At 53.6% G+C, this 18,585-nt stretch carries 22 protein-coding genes; 12 read left to right on the forward strand and 10 right to left on the reverse strand.

Features of this window, described 5'->3' with window-relative positions; translation table 11 throughout:
* The 7 genes from C7434_RS03130 to C7434_RS03160 all read right to left on the reverse strand — a co-directional run bounded on the left by C7434_RS03130 (nt 1) and on the right by C7434_RS03160 (nt 5,070).
* Complete coding sequence (locus C7434_RS03130; protein WP_058701397.1) at nt 1-576, reverse strand: cytochrome b; 576 nt, start codon at nt 574-576, stop codon at nt 1-3.
* A 291-nt stretch (nt 577-867) separates the two neighbouring features.
* The gene (gene solA / locus C7434_RS03135) at nt 868-1,986 is read right to left on the reverse strand and encodes an N-methyl-L-tryptophan oxidase (protein WP_133745128.1); all 1,119 of its coding nucleotides are present in this window, start codon (nt 1,984-1,986) and stop codon (nt 868-870) included.
* A gap of 96 nt (nt 1,987-2,082) precedes the next feature.
* Nucleotides 2,083-2,337 (reverse strand): biofilm formation regulator BssS, encoded by a 255-nt coding sequence (gene bssS / locus C7434_RS03140; RefSeq protein ID WP_006118802.1) that lies wholly within the window; start codon nt 2,335-2,337, stop codon nt 2,083-2,085.
* 245 nt (nt 2,338-2,582) lie between these two features.
* Complete coding sequence (locus tag C7434_RS03145; RefSeq protein WP_006118803.1) at nt 2,583-2,855, reverse strand: hypothetical protein; 273 nt, start codon at nt 2,853-2,855, stop codon at nt 2,583-2,585.
* 142 nt (nt 2,856-2,997) lie between these two features.
* On the reverse strand, nt 2,998-3,243 hold the full coding sequence (gene dinI, locus C7434_RS03150) for a DNA damage-inducible protein I (protein ID WP_006118805.1): 246 nt from the start codon (nt 3,241-3,243) through the stop codon (nt 2,998-3,000).
* A 62-nt stretch (nt 3,244-3,305) separates the two neighbouring features.
* Nucleotides 3,306-4,349, reverse strand: a complete 1,044-nt coding sequence (gene pyrC / locus C7434_RS03155) for a dihydroorotase (RefSeq protein WP_133745129.1) — start codon at nt 4,347-4,349, stop codon at nt 3,306-3,308.
* Nucleotides 4,350-4,506: 157 nt separating this feature from the next.
* Nucleotides 4,507-5,070 (reverse strand): lipoprotein, encoded by a 564-nt coding sequence (locus tag C7434_RS03160; RefSeq protein ID WP_133745130.1) that lies wholly within the window; start codon nt 5,068-5,070, stop codon nt 4,507-4,509.
* 408 nt (nt 5,071-5,478) lie between these two features.
* Here C7434_RS03160 and rimJ point away from each other — a divergent pair, with 408 nt between their 5' ends.
* The 5 genes from rimJ (at nt 5,479) to C7434_RS03185 (ending at nt 11,520) form a co-directional block, all read left to right on the forward strand.
* Nucleotides 5,479-6,069, forward strand: coding sequence for a ribosomal protein S5-alanine N-acetyltransferase (gene rimJ / locus C7434_RS03165; protein WP_033737566.1), 591 nt, complete (start codon nt 5,479-5,481; stop codon nt 6,067-6,069).
* A 15-nt stretch (nt 6,070-6,084) separates the two neighbouring features.
* Nucleotides 6,085-6,729 carry a DUF480 domain-containing protein gene (locus tag C7434_RS03170; RefSeq protein WP_033737565.1) on the forward strand — a complete coding sequence of 215 codons (645 nt, stop codon included), beginning with the start codon at nt 6,085-6,087 and terminating at the stop codon, nt 6,727-6,729.
* Nucleotides 6,730-7,650 (forward strand): Gfo/Idh/MocA family oxidoreductase, encoded by a 921-nt coding sequence (locus tag C7434_RS03175; protein WP_033737564.1) that lies wholly within the window; start codon nt 6,730-6,732, stop codon nt 7,648-7,650.
* Between the two features lie 121 nt (nt 7,651-7,771).
* A complete protein-coding gene (gene murJ / locus C7434_RS03180) occupies nt 7,772-9,310 on the forward strand; it encodes a murein biosynthesis integral membrane protein MurJ (protein WP_133745131.1) in 1,539 nt (512 codons plus the stop codon).
* 515 nt (nt 9,311-9,825) lie between these two features.
* Nucleotides 9,826-11,520: a methyl-accepting chemotaxis protein gene (locus C7434_RS03185; protein ID WP_033737562.1), complete on the forward strand. Its 1,695-nt coding sequence runs from the start codon at nt 9,826-9,828 to the stop codon at nt 11,518-11,520.
* Between the two features lie 275 nt (nt 11,521-11,795).
* On the opposite strand, the gene flgN is transcribed toward C7434_RS03185, so the two are convergent.
* The 3 genes from flgN to flgA form a co-directional block, all read right to left on the reverse strand.
* Nucleotides 11,796-12,227, reverse strand: a complete 432-nt coding sequence (gene flgN, locus C7434_RS03190) for a flagellar export chaperone FlgN (protein ID WP_006118813.1) — start codon at nt 12,225-12,227, stop codon at nt 11,796-11,798.
* A 5-nt stretch (nt 12,228-12,232) separates the two neighbouring features.
* On the reverse strand, nt 12,233-12,535 hold the full coding sequence (flgM, locus tag C7434_RS03195; protein ID WP_006118814.1) for a flagellar biosynthesis anti-sigma factor FlgM: 303 nt from the start codon (nt 12,533-12,535) through the stop codon (nt 12,233-12,235).
* A gap of 102 nt (nt 12,536-12,637) precedes the next feature.
* Nucleotides 12,638-13,297: a flagellar basal body P-ring formation chaperone FlgA gene (gene flgA, locus C7434_RS03200; RefSeq protein ID WP_033737561.1), complete on the reverse strand. Its 660-nt coding sequence runs from the start codon at nt 13,295-13,297 to the stop codon at nt 12,638-12,640.
* A gap of 153 nt (nt 13,298-13,450) precedes the next feature.
* Here flgA and flgB point away from each other — a divergent pair, with 153 nt between their 5' ends.
* The 7 genes from flgB to C7434_RS03235 all read left to right on the forward strand — a co-directional run bounded on the left by flgB (nt 13,451) and on the right by C7434_RS03235 (nt 18,578).
* On the forward strand, nt 13,451-13,864 hold the full coding sequence (flgB, locus tag C7434_RS03205; RefSeq protein WP_006118815.1) for a flagellar basal body rod protein FlgB: 414 nt from the start codon (nt 13,451-13,453) through the stop codon (nt 13,862-13,864).
* A 2-nt stretch (nt 13,865-13,866) separates the two neighbouring features.
* Nucleotides 13,867-14,271 carry a flagellar basal body rod protein FlgC gene (gene flgC, locus C7434_RS03210; RefSeq protein WP_006118816.1) on the forward strand — a complete coding sequence of 135 codons (405 nt, stop codon included), beginning with the start codon at nt 13,867-13,869 and terminating at the stop codon, nt 14,269-14,271.
* 12 nt (nt 14,272-14,283) lie between these two features.
* Nucleotides 14,284-14,955, forward strand: a complete 672-nt coding sequence (gene flgD, locus C7434_RS03215) for a flagellar hook assembly protein FlgD (RefSeq protein ID WP_006118817.1) — start codon at nt 14,284-14,286, stop codon at nt 14,953-14,955.
* 26 nt (nt 14,956-14,981) lie between these two features.
* Nucleotides 14,982-16,229, forward strand: coding sequence for a flagellar hook protein FlgE (gene flgE / locus C7434_RS03220; protein ID WP_006118818.1), 1,248 nt, complete (start codon nt 14,982-14,984; stop codon nt 16,227-16,229).
* 20 nt (nt 16,230-16,249) lie between these two features.
* Nucleotides 16,250-17,008, forward strand: a complete 759-nt coding sequence (locus C7434_RS03225; RefSeq protein ID WP_033737560.1) for a flagellar basal body rod protein FlgF — start codon at nt 16,250-16,252, stop codon at nt 17,006-17,008.
* A 17-nt stretch (nt 17,009-17,025) separates the two neighbouring features.
* Nucleotides 17,026-17,808: a flagellar basal-body rod protein FlgG gene (gene flgG, locus C7434_RS03230; RefSeq protein WP_006118820.1), complete on the forward strand. Its 783-nt coding sequence runs from the start codon at nt 17,026-17,028 to the stop codon at nt 17,806-17,808.
* A gap of 65 nt (nt 17,809-17,873) precedes the next feature.
* Nucleotides 17,874-18,578, forward strand: a complete 705-nt coding sequence (locus tag C7434_RS03235) for a flagellar basal body L-ring protein FlgH (RefSeq protein WP_170317968.1) — start codon at nt 17,874-17,876, stop codon at nt 18,576-18,578.
* Nucleotides 18,579-18,585 lie beyond the last annotated feature (7 nt).

Genomic DNA, 18,585 nt, shown 5'->3' on the forward strand with positions numbered 1-18,585 from the left:
TCATTTTTCCTTTTCAGAGGGAGAGTGGATGCGCCGTCCCAGCATCCTTTTCAGGGTGATATCGCGGTCAATAAAGTGATGTTTTAACGCGGCAAGACCATGCAACACCGACAGCACCACGATGCTCCAGGCCAGCCACAGATGAATATTTCCTGCTAAATCCGCCTGTTCACCCGCGCCACTGAATAACGCCGGTAACGAGAACCAACCGAAAACAGACACGGGTTTGCCATCCGCAGTCGAGATCAGATAGCCACTCAGCAGAAGGGCAATAAGCAGGCTGTAAAGCAGCCAGTGCACGAACACTGCCGCGAAGCGCACCGCAGGAGAATAGCTACGCAGCGGTTCAGGGGGCGGCGAAAGCACACGCCATACCAGTCGGATGACCAGCGCCAGCATTAATAACACGCCGATGCTTTTATGAATGTCAGGCGCGTTATGGTACCAGCTGTCGTAATAGCTCAGGCCAACCATCCACAGGCCCAGCGCGAACATGGCGTAAATAACCACGGCCATTGACCAGTGCAGAAAAATCGTGAGTAAACCGTAACGGGTGGAGGAATTTGTCAGCGACATTGTGCTAAAGCACCAAAGGAATACGTGGAAACAAGAATCTACAGAATGAAATACAAAATCAATGATGCTTACTTTTCTATAAATTTATTGTTGCTGGTGCAATGGGTTTGGTGAACCGATTTGACTAAGCGCAGGATTATTGAATAAACGCCCTTGTCTGGCGGCGGCATGATGTGACTGATGGAGAAAACATCTCTGAAACACCTGGATGGCAGAAGAAAAAGCGGTAAAACGGGCTGGCGTGTAAATCTGTGTCAATGCGGCGCGGTGCACTGCACGCGCGCCGTACGGTCAGGCGTGAAAACGCGATAAACGGAAAGGGGTAAGATCGAAACTGAACGGTTTATTCTGTGCAAACTGACTGGCGAGTTCACCCAACACGCTGGCAAATTTAAAGCCATGCCCGCTTAAACCGGTGATGATCAGACGATTCGGTTCGCCCGGCAGTGTATCAATGATGAAATCCTCATCAGGACTCACGTCATAGCTACAGGCTTCACCGTGCAGGCAAACCCCAACGCCCGGTAAAAACTGACGGAGAAACCGGAAGGCTTCACTGCCATCGGCGGAAAGGCTGCCGAACGGCTTGCGGTCTTCAGGTGTTGCCATTAGCTGACCACCATCATGACGACCAACTTTTAAAGCATTGTTGTCCGCCGGGAAACCATAATACTGACTGCCATCCGGCATTTCGCAGGTGAAGCCAGGAAACGCATTGTTTTCACTGTAGCGGCCATCAGCCTGATACCAGGCAAACACTTTACGCGTAGGGGCGATGGGCAAATCGGGGACCAGTTTACTCACCCAGGTGCCCGTACTGACCAACAGTTTGCGCCCGCGGTAAAGGCCATCGAGCGTGGTAACCTGTTGCAATTCGCCGTCACGCCGGATCTGAGTAACCGGGCAGTTAAACAACTGCGCGCAGCCCTGTTTTTCTGCCAGCTGTATCCAGCTTCGAACCGCCTGTTCACTTTTTAAAAAGCCAGAGTTTGGTTCGAAAACGCCCAGATATCCGTCAGGAACCGCCAGCTGTGGCCAGCGCTTGCGCACGTCAGCCGCCTGCAGCACCTCGACAGGGAGCTGCCAGGTTTGGGCGCTGCTTACGACGTTTTGAATAAATTCAGACTGGACAGGCGCAAGATTCAGGACACCGCAACGATGCATAATGCGCTCGCCCGCCTGCTGTTCCAGTTCATCCCACAACGTTTGCGCACGCAATACCAGCGGTACATAGCGTTCGCCCTCGCCATAGGCATGACGAATCAAACGGCTTTCTCCGTGATGAGCACCCTGATGATGGGGAGGATGTGCGCTGTCAATCATCAGCACGGAAAGGCCAGCCTGGGTCGCATAATAGCCAGCCGCTGCACCCACTGAACCGCTACCGACCACAATGAGATCGTAAATCATGAAAATGGAACTCCTGAAAGGGTTACATAATCAATAGCATACCAGAAAGTCCATGAAAAAAGGCACCCGGGTGGGTGCCTCGCTGATGCAGCAGTATTAATGCTTCTTTCGTAGTCGTTCTACTTGCTCGGCAGATTCAATCTTAGCGATACCCGCTTCGAGAATAGAGATAAATTGCCTGGCTACATCTGTCGTCAGCCAGTAGGTCGGGCCGACGTCCGCGTCTTCTTCAGTTTGATCCTGCGACGAAAGGGAGTGCAGACGGATCATCATCGCATCATAGCTGTCAACAGTACTGATATCCCAGCCCACCAGAGGATGGGTCTGAATTACATCTTTCCGACTGTCCATTATAACCTCCTTATTACTCGTTAAACGAAGTGCATGATGAGGTTCAATGCGGCTTTTAATTTCCACTGCGAAACAATTATAACAGCAAAATGGCGATTCACTGATTAAAACGTATCATGGAAAGCCTGAATGCAGAATGATTATCTCTAAAACAGTCAGGCTGAGAAGATATAATACCTGAATACCGGGCGTGCAATTGTCCTAATTGAACAATAAAAAAGGCTTATTAAGGTCGTTAAACAGGGTTAAAGAGGGGAAGTTTCAACGCCTGCTGAACCGCTACGTTTTTGTAATGTCTCTGCAAGGCGCGCAAACTGCTGCTGCAATTGCTCATCATGGTTTTGATTTTGCGCTTCAAGCGAAAGATTATGCACCAGCAACTGACTGGCCCGGTCATCAAGACAGAAAATCAGGCTGGAAAAGGCGTTTTCCAGCACCGTCAAGCGGCGTTGCTGTTCACCGATGAGCGTCAGCAGCTCGCCAAAGGTCATGGCTTCTTCGGGTTTATCTGTAGTCATGGGATGAAACTCCTTTTATGCATGATCAGCGCCAGCATAGGGCATTGGTCATTCGGAGTCCAGATGGGCGAGCGGTTAGTCAGGCATAAATGAAGATAAAAAAACCGGGTGGCGAAACCCGGTAAAAACAGCACAGTGGCGGTTAATCGGTAATGAACCAGTCGTCAGCGCTTTCCCACGTTTGCTGCAGGATTTCACTGATTTGTTCACGCGTGTCTTTGTCACCGCCCATTACGCTCAGCTGATTCGCCGTGGCGTAACGCACTTTGACCTGATTGGTGAATTGCGGAAATTGTTCATCGATCCGGCGCGACAGCTCCTGGCTCAGAGCTTCCATCGCACCAGCGGGAAGAGGTTGGGTTTTGGCAACGGTAATTTCAACACGCATAAAAGCCTCCGTATAAGATACTGTATATAATTACAGTATAAATATAGCGGAGGCAAGCGAAATTATTTTATACGCCAGTTGAGGGTTTCCCCGGCCAGGAAAGGCACCAGCGTATGAGAGCCCATTGCAATGCTTTCTTCTACCGTCCATGGCTCACGCACCAGCGTAAGGGTGCCTTCGTTCAGCGGCAGGCCATAGAAACGCGGACCATTTTCAGAACAAAATGCCTCAAAATGCTGCAGGGCATTGAGCTCTTCAAATACGGTAGCGTACGCGGGCAGGGAGGTAGGGGCGTTGAACACACCCGCACAGCCGCAGCTGCTCTCTTTCAGATGGCGCAAATGAGGCGCGGTGTCGGTACCCAGAAAGAAACGGGGATGACCGGAGGCGACAATCCTGCGCAGCGCCTGCTGATGCGTATTGCGTTTCAGGATCGGCAGACAGTACAGGTGAGGGCGGATACCCCCGACCAGCATATGGTTGCGGTTGAACATCAGATGCTGCGGCGTAATCGTTGCCGCCAGGTTTTCATTGGCGCTTTCCACATAGTCAGCTGCATCTTTGGTCGTGATGTGTTCCATCACCACTTTCAGCGCGGGGAACTGTTTGCGTAGCGGTTCCATCACCGTTTCAATAAAGCGGGCTTCGCGGTCAAAAATATCGATGTGCGAGTCCGTCACTTCACCGTGCACCAGCAGCGGCATTCCCAGCGTTTGCATCCGCTCCAGCACTGAGGCAATCGAAGCAATATTGGTGACACCATGGCTTGAATTGGTCGTGGCATGAGCGGGATACAGTTTGGCGGCCGTGAACAATCCCGACTGAAAACCGTGGGCCAGCTCATCGGCCTCTAACGAGTCGGTCAGGTAGCAGGTCATCAGGGGGGTAAAAGCGTGCCCATCAGGTAAGGCAGCCAGAATGCGATTGCGATAAGCTTCGCCCGCCGCGACGCTGACTACCGGCGGAACCAGATTGGGCATGACGATAGCACGACCATTGACTGCGCTGGTATAGGGCAGCACAGTGTTGAGCATATCATCATCACGAAGATGGATATGCCAGTCATCTGGACGGCGGATAGTAAGTTGCTGAGGGTGTGCGGTCATGAATGCGGCTCCGGCAAGTAGAATAAACGAAAGGCGTGTTTAGGCCGGGTTATAAGCATAAGGACTCAGGCAACCGTTTGCACCTGTTTTTCTTTTTTAAAAAAAATCCGCGCCTGAAGGCGCGGATAAGATGACGGTAAAGCTGCCTGTCAGGCGGTTAGTCGGTGAAGGGGATGACCAGTTCACCAGGCTTCACTTCCAGCCCTTTCGCGAATTTTTTCGCCAGCGATTCCGCTTTACTGCGATCGGCGCTCAGCACGTAGGCGGGGTGCTGATCAAAGTAGCTTTTTAACGACTGATTCAGATAAGGCGTCAGGGTTTTCATAATAGAGGCCATCTTCTCGGGCTGAACCTGCGCATCGACGATTTCCATATCGCGCAAATATATGGCTCCTTGCTGCTGATCAAACACTGGCTGCGCACGCATTTTGAGTTGCATATCGGCCTGTTGCGGACCAAAGAGTGAGGAGACATTAATTTTGGCATCGCCCGATAAGGTGACTTTCCCTGGCACGTCCCGACCAATGTGGCTATTCAGGTTAGTTAACACAATATGGGCATTGACCAGACCTGATACGCCAATGTCTTTTTCGAAGTTATTATGTTTTTGCAGGGCCTGATTGACTTCCTGTTCGCTAATTGTGTATTGCGTTAACTGATTACAGCTACTCAGTAAAACCGCTAAAAACAGGGCAGCCAGCCCGTGAAAAACCGTCTTCATACTTCCCTCGTTTAACTGAAAAACTCGCTCGTGGCATAGCCTGCCTGAATGCAAACCGTCTGTCATCAGGAATGGGATGATAAGGATTTGCCGAAAATGCCTTCCGGAAGAAAGTGCCCCGATCTTCCGCTGTTAAAACGGGCGGCTTGCGGCACCCACGGCTTCTTACGCGGCGGGGCAGTGACAGCGCACAGGGTTAAGAAACCGATGTGGTTACCGAACCAGTTTTCTGGATCGGAGATATGAACAGGTCTTTTGACGCGTCTGCGCTGCACGGTGGGCCGGACGATAATTCAGCGACCTGGCTGTTGTGATATGCGTAACGTTTTACCGCAGACCTGGCGGCGGTTATAGTGAAAGTTATCAATGACTGGCATTTCCTTCCCGCCATGGACTTCAGGAGAGATGATGTTTGGCTATCGTTCTGCCGCACCAAGGGTGCGACTCACGACCGAGCGGCTGGTGGTAAGACTGGTTCATGAACGCGATGCATGGCGTTTAGCCGACTATTACGCGGAAAACCGTGACTTCCTTAAACCCTGGGAGCCGGTGCGTGATGACAGCCACTGTTATCCCTCTGGCTGGCAAGCCCGGCTGGGCCTGATCGCTGATATGCATAAACAGGGCTCGGCGTTCTATTTTATTTTAATGGACAGCAATGAAACGGAAGTGCGTGGCGTGGCGAATTTTAGCAATGTCCTGCGCGGTGCTTTTCATGCCTGCTATCTTGGCTATTCGCTTGGCGAGAAGTGGCAAGGGCAGGGCCTGATGTTTGAAGCGCTGCAGTCGGCGATTCGCTATATGCAGCGCCAGCAATATATCCACCGCATCATGGCAAACTACATGCCGCATAACCAGCGCAGTGGTGACCTGCTGGCCCGCCTGGGATTCGAAAAAGAGGGCTATGCTAAAAACTACCTGATGATTAACGGTCAGTGGCAGGATCATGTCCTGACTGCGCTGACCAGCAAGGAATGGACACCCAATCGTCGTGGGTAAAATGAGGAGTTCGCAATGAAGATGACCTTGTCGGCGCATGCGTTGCGCGTGCTGGGTTGCCTGCTGGAAAAGCAAATCACCACACCGGAACAGTATCCTCTTTCATTAAATGGCGTGCTTACCGCCTGTAATCAAAAATCTAATCGCGAGCCCGTGATGACGCTGAGCGAAAGCGACGTGCAGGATCAGCTCGATCTCCTGATTAAAAAGCATCTGGTGACCGCCAACAGCGGGTTCGGCCAGCGCGTGGTGAAATACGAGCAACGCTTCTGCAATTCCGCCTTCGGTAATTTACAGCTCAGTAGCGCAGAAGTTGCCGTTCTCACATTGCTGTTCCTGCGTGGCGCGCAAACCCCTGGTGAACTGCGGACCCGGAGTGGGCGTTTGCATGAGTTTGCCGACGTCAGCGACGTTGAACAGACGCTTGACACGTTGATGTCGCGCGCTGAGGGGCCCATGGTCATGCGACTGGCACGGGAGCCGGGTAAACGTGAAAGCCGTTTTATGCACATGTTTGCTGATGAGGTCGAACTCGGGGCGCTGGAGCAACACCCAGCCACGGCGGACGATGCCGCGCTGCGGGATCGGGTTGAGGCGCTTGAGCAGCACGTTGCCGATCTTCAGGCACAACTGGCGCAATTACTGGAAAGAGAACAATAAATGACGATTCGCATTGGTGTTGTTGGGTTGGGCGGTATTGCGCAAAAGGCCTGGTTGCCTGTGTTATCGCAGGCAAATAACTGGCAGTTAGTCGGTGCATTTTCGCCGAATCAGGCCAACGCCCGCATCGTCTGTGACCGCTACCGTATCACCTGCTTCCCTTCACTGACCGATCTGGCTGCCGCCTGTGACGCCGTATTTGTGCACAGCAGTACGGCCAGCCATTACGACGTGGTCAAAGCACTGCTTCAGGCTGGCAAGGATGTCTGTGTCGACAAACCGCTGGCAGAAACCCTGAATCAGGCAGAGGCGCTGGTCGCGCTGGCCGAAAAGAAACAACGAAAGCTAATGGTGGCGTTTAACCGGCGTTTCGCGCCCTGCTATCAGCAACTGAAAACACAAATGCACTCCGCCGCTGCGCTGCGTATCGAAAAACACCGCAGCGACAGCGTGGGTCCACAGGATCTGCACTTTACACTGTTAGATGATTACCTGCATGTCGTTGATACGGCTCTGTGGCTGGCAGGAGGCCGTGCGCTGCCCCGTCAGGGCCATATTGCGACCAATGAACAGGGACAGATGCTTTACGCCGAGCACCATTTCAATGCGGGTGGATTGCAGGTAACCACCAGTATGCACCGTCGGGCAGGCAGCCAGCGCGAACGTATCAGCGCCATCTGTGATGGCAAATGCATTGATATTCATGACATGCGCGACTGGCAGGAAGAGTGCGGTGAAGGCGTAGTGATCACGCCGCCTGCTGCCTGGCAGAGCCACCTGGCTCAGCGCGGATTTGTGGGCGTGGCAGAACATTTTGTTCACTGCATCGAAAATCAGACAAAGCCGGAAACGAGTGGTGAGCAGGCACTGCTGGCGCAACGTATCGTCGAATCCATGTGGCGTGACGTGGAACGGGAATAACGCCTTGTAACACTCAGTGCTGGTCATTTCACGCGATCGCAGTAGACTATCGCCCGACGTGTGACAGGACCCGTGCTAAGTCACTCATTTTGCCGATTCTTTTCAGGATGCCCCGTCAATTATGAATTTGTTGAAATCGCTGGCAGCGGTCAGTTCAATGACCCTGTTTTCCCGCGTGCTGGGTTTTGCCCGGGATGCCATCGTGGCACGGGTGTTTGGTGCCGGCATGGCGACCGATGCGTTCTTTGTTGCGTTTAAACTACCCAATCTTCTGCGGCGTATTTTTGCTGAAGGGGCCTTCTCGCAGGCATTTGTTCCTATTCTGGCCGAGTATAAAAGTAAGCAGGGCGAAGAGGCTACGCGGCTCTTCGTGTCCTACGTTTCCGGTCTGCTGACCCTGGCGCTGGCGCTCGTGACCGTCGCAGGCATGGTTGCCGCCCCCTGGGTCATCCTGGTGACGGCACCGGGTTTCGCCGATACAGCCGATAAATTTTCCCTGACCAGCGCGCTGCTGCGCGTCACTTTCCCCTACATTCTCCTGATTTCGCTGGCTTCGCTGGCTGGGGCCATATTAAACACCTGGAACCGTTTTTCGGTGCCGGCGTTTGCCCCCACGCTATTGAATATCAGCATGATCGGCTTTGCGCTGTTCGCCGCACCGCACTTCCATCCGCCCATCATGGCGCTGGCGTGGGCGGTGGTGGTCGGCGGACTGCTGCAACTGGGCTATCAGTTACCGCATCTGAAAAAGCTGGGCATGCTGGTCCTGCCGCGGATCAACCTGCGTGATGCTGGCGTGTGGCGCGTGATGCGCCAGATGGGGCCGGCAATTCTTGGGGTTTCAGTGAGTCAGATCTCACTGATCATCAATACGATTTTTGCCTCGTTCCTGGTTTCGGGCTCTGTCTCATGGATGTATTACGCTGACCGCCTGATGGAGTTTCCGTCCGGCGTGTTAGGCGTGGCGCTGGGCACGATTTTATTGCCTTCTCTGGCAAAAAGTTTCGCCAGTGGCCACCATGAAGAGTATTCGCGCTTAATGGACTGGGGCCTGCGTTTGTGCTTTTTACTGGCGTTGCCCAGTGCGGTGGCGCTGGGTATGTTGTCCGGTCCGCTGACTGTCGCGTTGTTCCAGTACGGAAAATTTACTGCCTTTGATGCCGCTATGACGCAGCGTGCGCTGATTGCCTACTCGGTGGGATTGATGGGCCTGATCGTCGTGAAAGTCCTGGCGCCGGGCTTTTATTCCCGTCAGGACATTAAAACGCCGGTAAAAATTGCGATTATTACGCTGATCGCGACCCAGCTAATGAATCTGGCCTTTATTGGCCCGCTGAAGCACGCCGGACTGTCACTCTCCATTGGTCTGGGTGCCTGTCTCAATGCTGGGTTGCTCTACTGGCAACTACGTAAAAAGAAAATCTTTCAACCTCAGCCTGGCTGGGTCGGTTTTCTGATTCGCTTACTGGTGGCGGTAATCGTCATGGCGGCCGCGCTGTCAGGCATGCTGTACTGGATGCCGGACTGGGAGCAGGGCAACATGCTATGGCGCCTGTTGCGGCTGGCTCTTGTCTGTGCGGTAGGCGGCGGCGCTTATTTCCTGGCCCTGGGCATGATGGGCTTCCGACTGCGGGATTATGCCCGCCGAACCGCCGTCTGACCATGAAACCCTCCAACGGTTAATGCCGTAATCCAGGCCGTAATGGATAACATTACGGCCTTTTTGTCATAAACCTGCGCAGTGCAGGCCGGACTAACAAGGGATTCTGTGCCAGACCAGTCATTTCATCACGCCCGGCGATGCCACGAACCTCTGTCATCCCTTTTGCTGGCCTGTTTGCTAGGGGGGGCAGCCCTCGCAGCAGATTAGTTGGCATTTTCAGGTGAGTAATCCGCTCAGCGGGTTGCCAAGAGACGACACCCGATAATGGATGGGGGCACGCCGTTACTGACTCATCAGGCGCAAGGCGTTAATACGGTGCGTCGAAAAGCCTGTTTACAGCGTATCGTCATAAAAAATTCATGTTTTTTTCATTGCTATTTAGCGTCTGACGTCGCCTCGCACGATAAGCCCATAATGTTGTAAGAAACTGATTCAAAAGTCCGTTTTGGCGTAAATCCTGTCTTCTTCCTGCCGATGAGTACCTTTAGTCCATCATTGAGAGGAAGATCAAAATGCATACCCGCGCTCATGAAAACGCGATGCCAGGTTTCTGGTACAACCTCAATCTTATTCCCTTATTCAGCCTGATTTTTGGCGGCATCTTATTTCTGTTCGTGTGCAGTAGCACGATATCCGCCTGGTTTCTGACGCAGGGGCAACATTCCCTTGACGTGTCAACGGATGAAATTTCGGTAAGGCAGGGATTACTCGACAGCTCAACGCATATGCGCTCTGCCAGGCTCAATATTATTCAGGCCGGCGCAGCGGCACGTATTGCCGACACGGATAACTACGCCGCTTTCCTCAGCGCCACAGAGGGCAGCATTAAAAAGGCAGAAAATGGGCTGAATATTTACCTTAACCGTCCGGTCAGGACGCCAGTCGGCATCGAACTCGATAAACAACTGCAGGCGCGATTTAAGGATTACCTGCAAAAAGGGTTGATGCCGATGATTGAGGCAGCCAAACAGAACAGTTTTGAAGAGATCATTTCGGATGAAACGGCGGCTGACAAACTCGACAAAGCGTATAAAGACGTGTTGATGAAAGCCATTCAGATGCGCAATCAGCGCTCGATGGACATTAAACAGCAGGCGGTTGAACAGGTTAAAACAGGCTATACCACGATGTTAGTGGCCTTTATCGCATCCGTAGTGATTGTGCTACTGGCTTTTGCTCTGCTGAGAAAAGTGGTAATTAAGCCTTTAAGACAGTCACTTCACCGTATCGATCTGATTGCCCACGGCGATTTGACCGTACCACCCTCGGCCTGCGGTCGTAACGAGCCGGGTATGTTACTGTCGAACCTGCAACGTATGCAGTCATCGCTTGCCCAAACTGTCGGCGCTGTCCGCGATGGGGCCATTGCTATCTTTCAGAGCGCGGGGGAAATTGCCTCCGGCAACACCGATCTCTCCTCCCGAACGGAACAGCAGGCCGCGTCGCTGGAACAGACGGCTGCCAGCATGGAACAACTGACCGCGACGGTGAAACAGAATGCCGACAATGCGCATCACGCCTGCCAGCTGGCGTCCGATGCGTCCGAAAAAGCCCAGTCGGGTGGAGAGATTGTTAATCGCGTCGTCAAAACCATGGACGATATCTCCGGCAGTTCGAAAAAGATCGCTGAAATTACCAGCGTCATTAACAGCATCGCCTTTCAGACGAATATTCTGGCATTGAATGCCGCGGTCGAAGCCGCGCGGGCAGGGGAGCAGGGACGCGGATTTGCGGTGGTCGCCAGCGAAGTGCGCAGCCTTGCTCAGCGCAGCGCGCAGGCTGCAAAAGAAATCGAAGGGCTTATCGCCACTTCTGTCGGACTGGTTAACAACGGCACGGAACTGGTTAGCGATGCCGGTACCACCATGATGAAAACGGTAGACGCATTCCAGCGTGTGAATGACATCATTTCTGAAATTGCCGTCTCTTCAGACGAGCAGAACCGAGGCATTCAGCAGGTCAGCCAAGCGATCACAGAAATGGATGCAGTAACCCAGCAAAATGCGTCACTGGTTGAAGAGGCTTCAGCCGCTGCGGCCTCCCTTGAGGATCAGGCGGATAAACTGACGAAAGCCGTGGCCGTCTTTAAACTTGAACGAGCCCCGTTAACACCGTCTGACGCCCCCACTGTAGTCGTTGCTCCCGCCGTTCCTGCTTTTGCAGCAGCGGCACCGAAGAAAGGTCATGACAACTGGGAAGCGTTTTAAGACGAATGCCTGCCAGATCGTGGCAGGCTAAATCGGCGTCCGCTTCTTATCAGAACAGGCAGTATGCGCAGGGATGCGCTGGAGCAGAGACGTTATCCGGGATGCCGGAGGTGCAGGATGTATAGCGCGTTGGACACTGCATCTGTTGGGCGAAGGGGACAGATATTCTGCATAACAGAGCCGCCGCCCTGTGACGACAGCATGAAAAAATCCGTCATCCACGCGTGATGACGGATTCTTCAAAAATGGACAGCGTGATCACCAGACTGACGTTATCAGATTTTACGGCTCAGCGTCGCCTGGCCCTGACCTTTTCCATCCGGTCCGTAGAACGCTTGCGTCTGATGCGGCTTAAGCACGTCTAACGCATCATGCGTGAAGGTAATCTGGTGCTGTAACAGGATGCCGTTGTGCGTGTTGGCACGGTGTAACCGACGTGTATGCTGCTGAATACCTTCCCAGCGGCGCGCCATGTCACTCTGACCACGATAAGGTGCAGATGTCCCCAGACTTTTCTCGTTGCTACGGCGCATCTCATCCAGATAGTTCAGCGTCGTCAGCAGCGCGCTTTTATCTTCGGTAATGCGCTGCAAATTGTTGCTGTCAATCATTCCGGACGACAACTGTTGTTCTTCTTCATCCAGAACGGTCGCCAGAGACACCAGCACTTCCTGCATCTTATCTAATGTGGTCAGCAAATTACTCATGGGGATTATTTACCCTCTAAATACGCCTTAGTGTCGGCAATCAGCGCATCGGCGATCTTGCCGGTATCCATCTTCAACTCGCCATTACGAATAGCGGTTTTCAATTGTTCAACGCGTTGGACGTTAATGTCCTGGCTGCCTGGCTTCATCAGCTGCGCCTGGGCGCTGCTCAGGCTCACCTGAGCGGCGGCTGGCGTGGTCGCTGTTGCGCTGTCACTCTGGCGCACACGCGCAGTTTGCGGCTCGCTGCTGTCACGTGTTTGCACGGTGCTGGCGGGCTTTAACGGTTGTGTTCTTTCGATGCTCATATTCGGGCTCCTGTAAGGTCAGGGGGTCTGCCACCTGAATCATAATAGCGTAATCGCTTTGCTGATTCTTCTATCGGCAAATAAACAGGCTTCTTTAATGTTTTATAGTGTTATAAGAATTTTCCCATCATCACTGACCCGACCGCTCACAACCTGACCGTTCCCCATACGTACACGAACCCATTGCGCGATAGTGCCATTGCTTAAGGCTTTCCCCTCGCCGCTGGCATCAAATCCGTCGCCACTGGCAACCACCATGACATCCTGACCTGCTTTTACACGCCACGGCTGGCGCAGCATCGACTGACTCACCGGCTGTCCCGGCTGAATGTCACGCAGCACCACAGAATCGGCGACGGTCTCATCGTTAAGCAGGGTGCGCGGCGGCAGCGTATCCAGACGTCCCTCTTCGATACGGAAATCGTCTTTGCTCACGGTTGCGCCGCGGGCAATTAAATTTTTCGCCACCAGATAACGGCCAGTGACCTGAACCTGGACCTGAATATAACGTCGATTTTCTCCGCAGTTGGCTGCCACGCTCATATTGCCCCACGGGCGGCTGTTGCCGGGCAGCGTAAATTGCGGCGTATCACATAAGGGCCACTGTGCCTGTGGCGTGCGAATGACGACGTTCATGCCCGTGGCATGCTCAGGATCACGGGCTTTAAAAAACTGGTTCAGTTGGGCGCTGAAATCGCCTGCCATAACGGGTAAGGCAAACAGGGCCAGCAGGCTGGCTAACAGGGCTGGATATCCACGCATGTGCTTTTCCTCACTGATGATGGCGATGAGTGTACGCGTTTGAAAAAAAACTCAAGAGTTAAAATAGCGACGATTTGAGGCGTTATTCAGACGATGGCTCTTGCTTTTTCCCAATTATGCTGCCAGCTCGAAATTCTCATTTGCGGAGGAAGCATGCTCGACAAACTCGATGCGGCGCTACATTTCGGTACCGAAGCCCTCAACCTGCGAGCTCAACGTCAGGAGATTCTGGCATCCAACATTGCCAACGCCGACACCCCAGGCTATCAGGCCAGGGATATCGACTTTGCCAGCGAGCTGAATCGGGCAATGGCGAATGGACGTGCTGAAGGCAGTAGCCTGGCGCTCAAAGTTACTTCGTCGCGTCACATCGAAGCGCAGACGAACACGGCACCGTCGATGGATTTGCTGTATCGCATTCCGGATCAGCCATCTGCGGACGGTAACACCGTCGATATGGACCGCGAACGTACTCAGTTCGCGGATAACAGCCTGAAATATCAAACCGATCTCACACTTATCAGTAGCCAAATCAAAGGCATGATGAGCGTGTTACAAGGGCAATAATCATGGCATTGCTGAATATTTTTGACATTGCCGGCTCAGCGATGACCGCGCAATCACAGCGATTAAACGTCAGTGCCAGTAACCTGGCAAACGCCGACAGCGTGACCGGCCCGGACGGGCAGCCTTATGTGGCAAAGCAGGTCGTTTTTCAGACCGATGCTGCGCCGGGTGCGGCCACCGGTGGCGTAAAAGTGGCGCAGGTTGTTGATGATCCTACGCCCGCGAAACTGGTGTATGACCCGGGTAACCCGATGGCGGATGCCAAAGGCTACGTGAAGATGCCTAACGTGGATGTGGTAGCGGAAACGGTCAACACCATGTCGGCATCACGCAGCTACCAGGCGAACGTCGAGGTGCTGAATACCGTGAAGTCGATGATGATGAAAACGCTGACCCTGGGTCAGTAACGGAGAAAAATAATGACTATCGCGGTAGGCGTTAATGAAAAGCTGGACCCCACGGTCCTTAGCTCATCCAGCACCGGCACAAGTAACAGCGCCCAGGATCTGCAAAACCAGTTCCTGACCATGCTGGTGACGCAGCTGCAAAACCAGGATCCCACCAATCCGATGGATAACAGTCAGCTGACAACACAGCTGGCACAGATCAACACCCTGAGCGGTATTGAAAAACTGAACACCACACTGGGATCGATTTCGGGTCAGATCAGCACCAGCCAGTCACTACAAAGTTCGACGCTGATTGGCCATGGCGTGATGGTGAATGGTTCACAGATTCTGGTCGGTAAAGGCACGACAACGCCGTTTGGCGTGGAGCTGACTAACGCAGCCACCACCGCCACGGCGACGATTACCGATGCACAGGGCAATGTGGTCAGCACCCAGGACCTGGGCGCACTGACCGCCGGCGTTCACACGTTCTCGTGGGACGGCAAATTACCGGATGGCAGCGTCGCGCCAGATGGAAAATACAAAGTTGCGATTGCTGCCAGTAACAGCAGCGGTCAACAGGTGGCTCAGCCACTTAACTATGCCTACGTCAATGGCGTAAGCACAGCGGGTAATACCGCAAAACTGGATCTCGGCACCATGGGCTCCGCCACCCTTGACGACGTACGTCAGATTCTCTGATTCACCTGTAGACAGGAGAGATTTAAATGTCATTTTCACAAGCGGTCAGCGGTCTCGGCGCTGCCTCAAGTAACCTGGACGTTATCGGTAACAACATCGCTAACTCCGCCACAGCGGGCTTTAAGTCCAGCACCATCGCGTTTGCCGACATGTTTGCCGGTTCAAACGTGGGTCTGGGGACTAAAGTCGCTGCCGTGATCCAGAACTTCAACGATGGTGCAACGACAACGACCAGTCGAGGACTGGATGTAGCGCTGAGCGGTAACGGCTTTTTCCGTTTGACTGACTCGGCGGGCGCCGTGTTTTATTCACGTAACGGGCAGTTCAAACTGGACGAAAACCGTAACCTGGTCAATGCCCAGGGCCTGAACGTTACAGGTTATCCTGCGTCAGGGGTTCCTCCGACCATTCAGGCAGGTGCTAACGCCGTGTCGCTGTCTATTCCTACGACACAAATGGCTGCCAGAGCGACCACGACCAGTAATTTAGTCGCAAACCTGAATTCAACGTCACCGATTCTGGATGACACCAAATTCAACGTTTCTGATGAGACCACACGTAGCGCGAAGAGCACAATTTCGATGTTCGACACGCAGGGTAACAGCCATAACGTCGACCTGTACTACGTCAAAACAGCTAACAATACCTGGAACGTCCATGCTGTGGATTCGACTGTAGGCTCTGCAGTAGGTAATTACCAGATGTCGTTCGACGCTAACGGCAAGTTGACCAGCGTTTCCCAAATTACTGCAGCGGGTGCCATCGTTCCGGGAACGACAACTGACAGTACTGCAACGTTGCCACTCACCGGCGCAAACGGTGCTAACGGCACGACGGTTGCACTGAATTTCGTCGGTAGCCAGCAGCAAAATACCGGTGCATCAACTTTTGGTAGCCCAACTCAAAACGGCTATGCGCCGGGCGATCTGACCAGCTATGCCATCAACAATGACGGCACCATCACTGGCGCTTATTCCAACGGACAAACTCAGCTTCTGGGACAAATCGTTCTGTCCAGCTTTGCTAACCCTGAAGGTCTGCAGTCAAAAGGTGACAACGTTTGGTCGGCAACCAGCGCGTCCGGACAGCCCGCTATCGGCGTAGCTAATACCGGCACCTTCGGTTCACTGACCGCAGGCGCACTGGAAGCTTCGAACGTCGATATGAGTAAAGAGCTGGTCAATATGATCGTCGCGCAACGCAACTACCAGGCGAACGCGCAGACCATCAAAACGCAGGATCAGATCCTTAACACTCTGGTCAACTTACGTTAATTCGCTAACGGGATTGCTCTATGGATCACGCGATATATACCGCGATGGGCGCGGCCAGTCAGACACTGGATCAGCAGGCGGTTACCGCCAGCAACCTCGCCAACGCCTCAACGCCCGGTTTCCGGGCGCAGCTGAACGCGTTGCGTGCTGTACCGGTCACTGGTTGGTCACTGCCCACGCGCACGTTGGTCACGGCGTCCACGCCGGGTGCCGACATGAGTCAGGGGGCCATGGATTACACCCAGCGCCCACTGGACGTGGCAATGCAGCAGGATGGCTGGCTGGCTGTACGCACCGCCGACGGCAGCGAAGCCTATACCCGCAACGGCAACATGCAAATTCGTTCGGACGGTACGCTGACGGTGCAGGGCAATCCCGTAATGGGCGAAGGTGGTCCGATTGTGATCCCTCAAGGTTCTGAGATCACCATCGCGGCTGATGGCTCTATTACCGGGCTGAACGCTGGCGACTCACCTAATGCGACTGTACAACTGGGCCGTCTGAAGCTCGTCCAGGCAACCGGTAAAGAGTTAGAGCGTGGGGACGATGGCATGTTCCGTCCCACCGCCGCGACGCAGGCGACACGTGGCGCAGCCCTGCAGGCCGATCCGACTATGCAGGTCATGCCGGGTGTGCTTGAGGGCAGTAACGTGAAGCCGGTGGAAACGATGGTCGATATGATCGCCAATGCCCGCCGTTTCGAGATGCAGATGAAGGTCATTAACAACGTTGACCAAAACGAACAGAAAGCCAACCAGTTGCTCAGCATCGGCAGCTAAGGCGCGAGGATAAATACATGATTCGTTCTTTATGGATCGCCAAAACCGGTCTTGATGCACAGCAGATGAACATGGACGTGATCGCCAACAACCTGGCCAACGTCAGTACTAACGGGTTTAAGCGCTCACGTGCCGTGTTTGAAGATCTGATGTACCAGACCATGCGTCAGCCGGGCACGCAGTCATCTGAGCAGACGACGCTGCCGTCAGGTTTGCAAATCGGTACTGGTGTACGTCCGGTGACGACCGAGCGTTTGCATACGCAGGGCAACCTGTCGCAAACCAACAACTCAAAAGATATCGCCATCAACGGCCAGGGTTTTTTCCAAATCCAGATGCCAGATGGAACTTCTGCGTATACACGTGATGGTTCATTTCAGGTTGACCAGAACGGCCAACTGGTGACCAACGCGGGTTTCCCTGTGCAGCCTGGTATTACCATTCCAGCCAACGCCACAAGTATCACCGTGTCGCGTGATGGTGTGGTGAGCGTAACCCAGCAGGGGCAGACGCAGGCCGCCCAGGTCGGACAGTTAACGCTGAGCACCTTCATGAACAATGCGGGTCTCGATAGCGTGGGTGAAAACCTCTACAAGGAAACGCAGGCATCGGGTGCGCCGACGGACAGTACGCCTGGGCAGAACGGTGCCGGTTTGTTGTATCAGGGTTATACCGAAACCTCTAACGTAAACGTCGCGGAAGAACTGGTTACGATGATCCAGACGCAGCGTGCTTACGAAATTAACAGCAAAGCGATCAGCACCTCCGATCAAATGCTGGCGAAGTTGACACAGCTGTAACACGAACAGGGCCAGCTAAGGCTGGCCTGAAGACTAGTCATAAATAAGGTCGTAACTCCGTGGCGATGCAACATATTCTTAAGCCTGGACATTGGTTAGTAGTCACCGCACTGCTGACGCTTAACGGTTGTGCGTTGGTGCCACGCACGCCACTGGTGCAAGGAGCGACCACGGCTCAGCCGTTGCCCTCTGCGCCACCTGTGGTAAATGGGTCCATTTTTCAGGGTGTTGCGCCGCTCAACTACGGCTATCAGCCGCTGTTTGAAGATCGCCGCCCACGTAATATCGGCGATACGCTGACTATCACCTTGCAGGAAAACGTCAGTGCCAGCAAAAGTTCGACCTCGAATGCCAGCCGTAACGGCAGCGGCAGTCTGGGTATCACTGCAGTGCCTACCGGTTTAGAAGGTTTAGCCGGCGCAACGGGCGAAAAAGCCAACTTTGCGGCGGGTGGCAAAAATGATTTCGCAGGCAAAGGTGGGGCATCTGCTAACAACACCTTTACCGGCACCATCACCGTCACGGTGGATCAGGTTCTGTCGAACGGCAACCTGCACGTGGTCGGAGAAAAACAAATTGAGATCAACCAGGGCACCGAGTTTATTCGTTTCTCGGGCGTGGTTAACCCACGCACCATCAGTGCGAGTAACGCCGTGTTGTCTACAGCCGTGGCCGATGCACGTATTGAGTACGTCGGAAATGGTTATATCAATGAAGCGCAAAATATGGGCTGGTTGCAGCGCTTCTTCCTGAATATCTCGCCGTTCTAAGAGGTTG

Source organism: Pantoea sp. PNA 14-12, from assembly GCF_004364735.1.
In the GTDB taxonomy this organism is placed as follows: Bacteria; Pseudomonadota; Gammaproteobacteria; order Enterobacterales; family Enterobacteriaceae; genus Pantoea; species Pantoea stewartii.

Bases quoted from the DNA above. Each gene is read 5' to 3' on its own strand.
- C7434_RS03175 (WP_033737564.1), top strand. From the start codon at position 6,730: ATGACGATTCGCATTGGTGTTGTTGGGTTGGGCGGTATTGCGCAAAAG.
- C7434_RS03130 (WP_058701397.1), bottom strand. From the start codon at position 576: ATGTCGCTGACAAATTCCTCCACCCGTTACGGTTTACTCACGATTTTT.
- C7434_RS03160 (WP_133745130.1), bottom strand. From the start codon at position 5,070: ATGAAGACGGTTTTTCACGGGCTGGCTGCCCTGTTTTTAGCGGTTTTA.
- C7434_RS03170 (WP_033737565.1), top strand. From the start codon at position 6,085: ATGAAGATGACCTTGTCGGCGCATGCGTTGCGCGTGCTGGGTTGCCTG.
- solA (WP_133745128.1), bottom strand. From the start codon at position 1,986: ATGATTTACGATCTCATTGTGGTCGGTAGCGGTTCAGTGGGTGCAGCG.
- pyrC (WP_133745129.1), bottom strand. From the start codon at position 4,349: ATGACCGCACACCCTCAGCAACTTACTATCCGCCGTCCAGATGACTGG.
- murJ (WP_133745131.1), top strand. From the start codon at position 7,772: ATGAATTTGTTGAAATCGCTGGCAGCGGTCAGTTCAATGACCCTGTTT.
- flgM (WP_006118814.1), bottom strand. From the start codon at position 12,535: ATGAGCATCGAAAGAACACAACCGTTAAAGCCCGCCAGCACCGTGCAA.
- C7434_RS03145 (WP_006118803.1), bottom strand. From the start codon at position 2,855: ATGACTACAGATAAACCCGAAGAAGCCATGACCTTTGGCGAGCTGCTG.
- C7434_RS03185 (WP_033737562.1), top strand. From the start codon at position 9,826: ATGCATACCCGCGCTCATGAAAACGCGATGCCAGGTTTCTGGTACAAC.
- flgC (WP_006118816.1), top strand. From the start codon at position 13,867: ATGGCATTGCTGAATATTTTTGACATTGCCGGCTCAGCGATGACCGCG.
- bssS (WP_006118802.1), bottom strand. From the start codon at position 2,337: ATGGACAGTCGGAAAGATGTAATTCAGACCCATCCTCTGGTGGGCTGG.
- dinI (WP_006118805.1), bottom strand. From the start codon at position 3,243: ATGCGTGTTGAAATTACCGTTGCCAAAACCCAACCTCTTCCCGCTGGT.
- flgN (WP_006118813.1), bottom strand. From the start codon at position 12,227: ATGAGTAATTTGCTGACCACATTAGATAAGATGCAGGAAGTGCTGGTG.
- C7434_RS03225 (WP_033737560.1), top strand. From the start codon at position 16,250: ATGGATCACGCGATATATACCGCGATGGGCGCGGCCAGTCAGACACTG.
- flgE (WP_006118818.1), top strand. From the start codon at position 14,982: ATGTCATTTTCACAAGCGGTCAGCGGTCTCGGCGCTGCCTCAAGTAAC.
- flgB (WP_006118815.1), top strand. From the start codon at position 13,451: ATGCTCGACAAACTCGATGCGGCGCTACATTTCGGTACCGAAGCCCTC.
- rimJ (WP_033737566.1), top strand. From the start codon at position 5,479: ATGTTTGGCTATCGTTCTGCCGCACCAAGGGTGCGACTCACGACCGAG.
- flgA (WP_033737561.1), bottom strand. From the start codon at position 13,297: ATGCGTGGATATCCAGCCCTGTTAGCCAGCCTGCTGGCCCTGTTTGCC.
- C7434_RS03235 (WP_170317968.1), top strand. From the start codon at position 17,874: ATGCAACATATTCTTAAGCCTGGACATTGGTTAGTAGTCACCGCACTG.
- flgG (WP_006118820.1), top strand. From the start codon at position 17,026: ATGATTCGTTCTTTATGGATCGCCAAAACCGGTCTTGATGCACAGCAG.
- flgD (WP_006118817.1), top strand. From the start codon at position 14,284: ATGACTATCGCGGTAGGCGTTAATGAAAAGCTGGACCCCACGGTCCTT.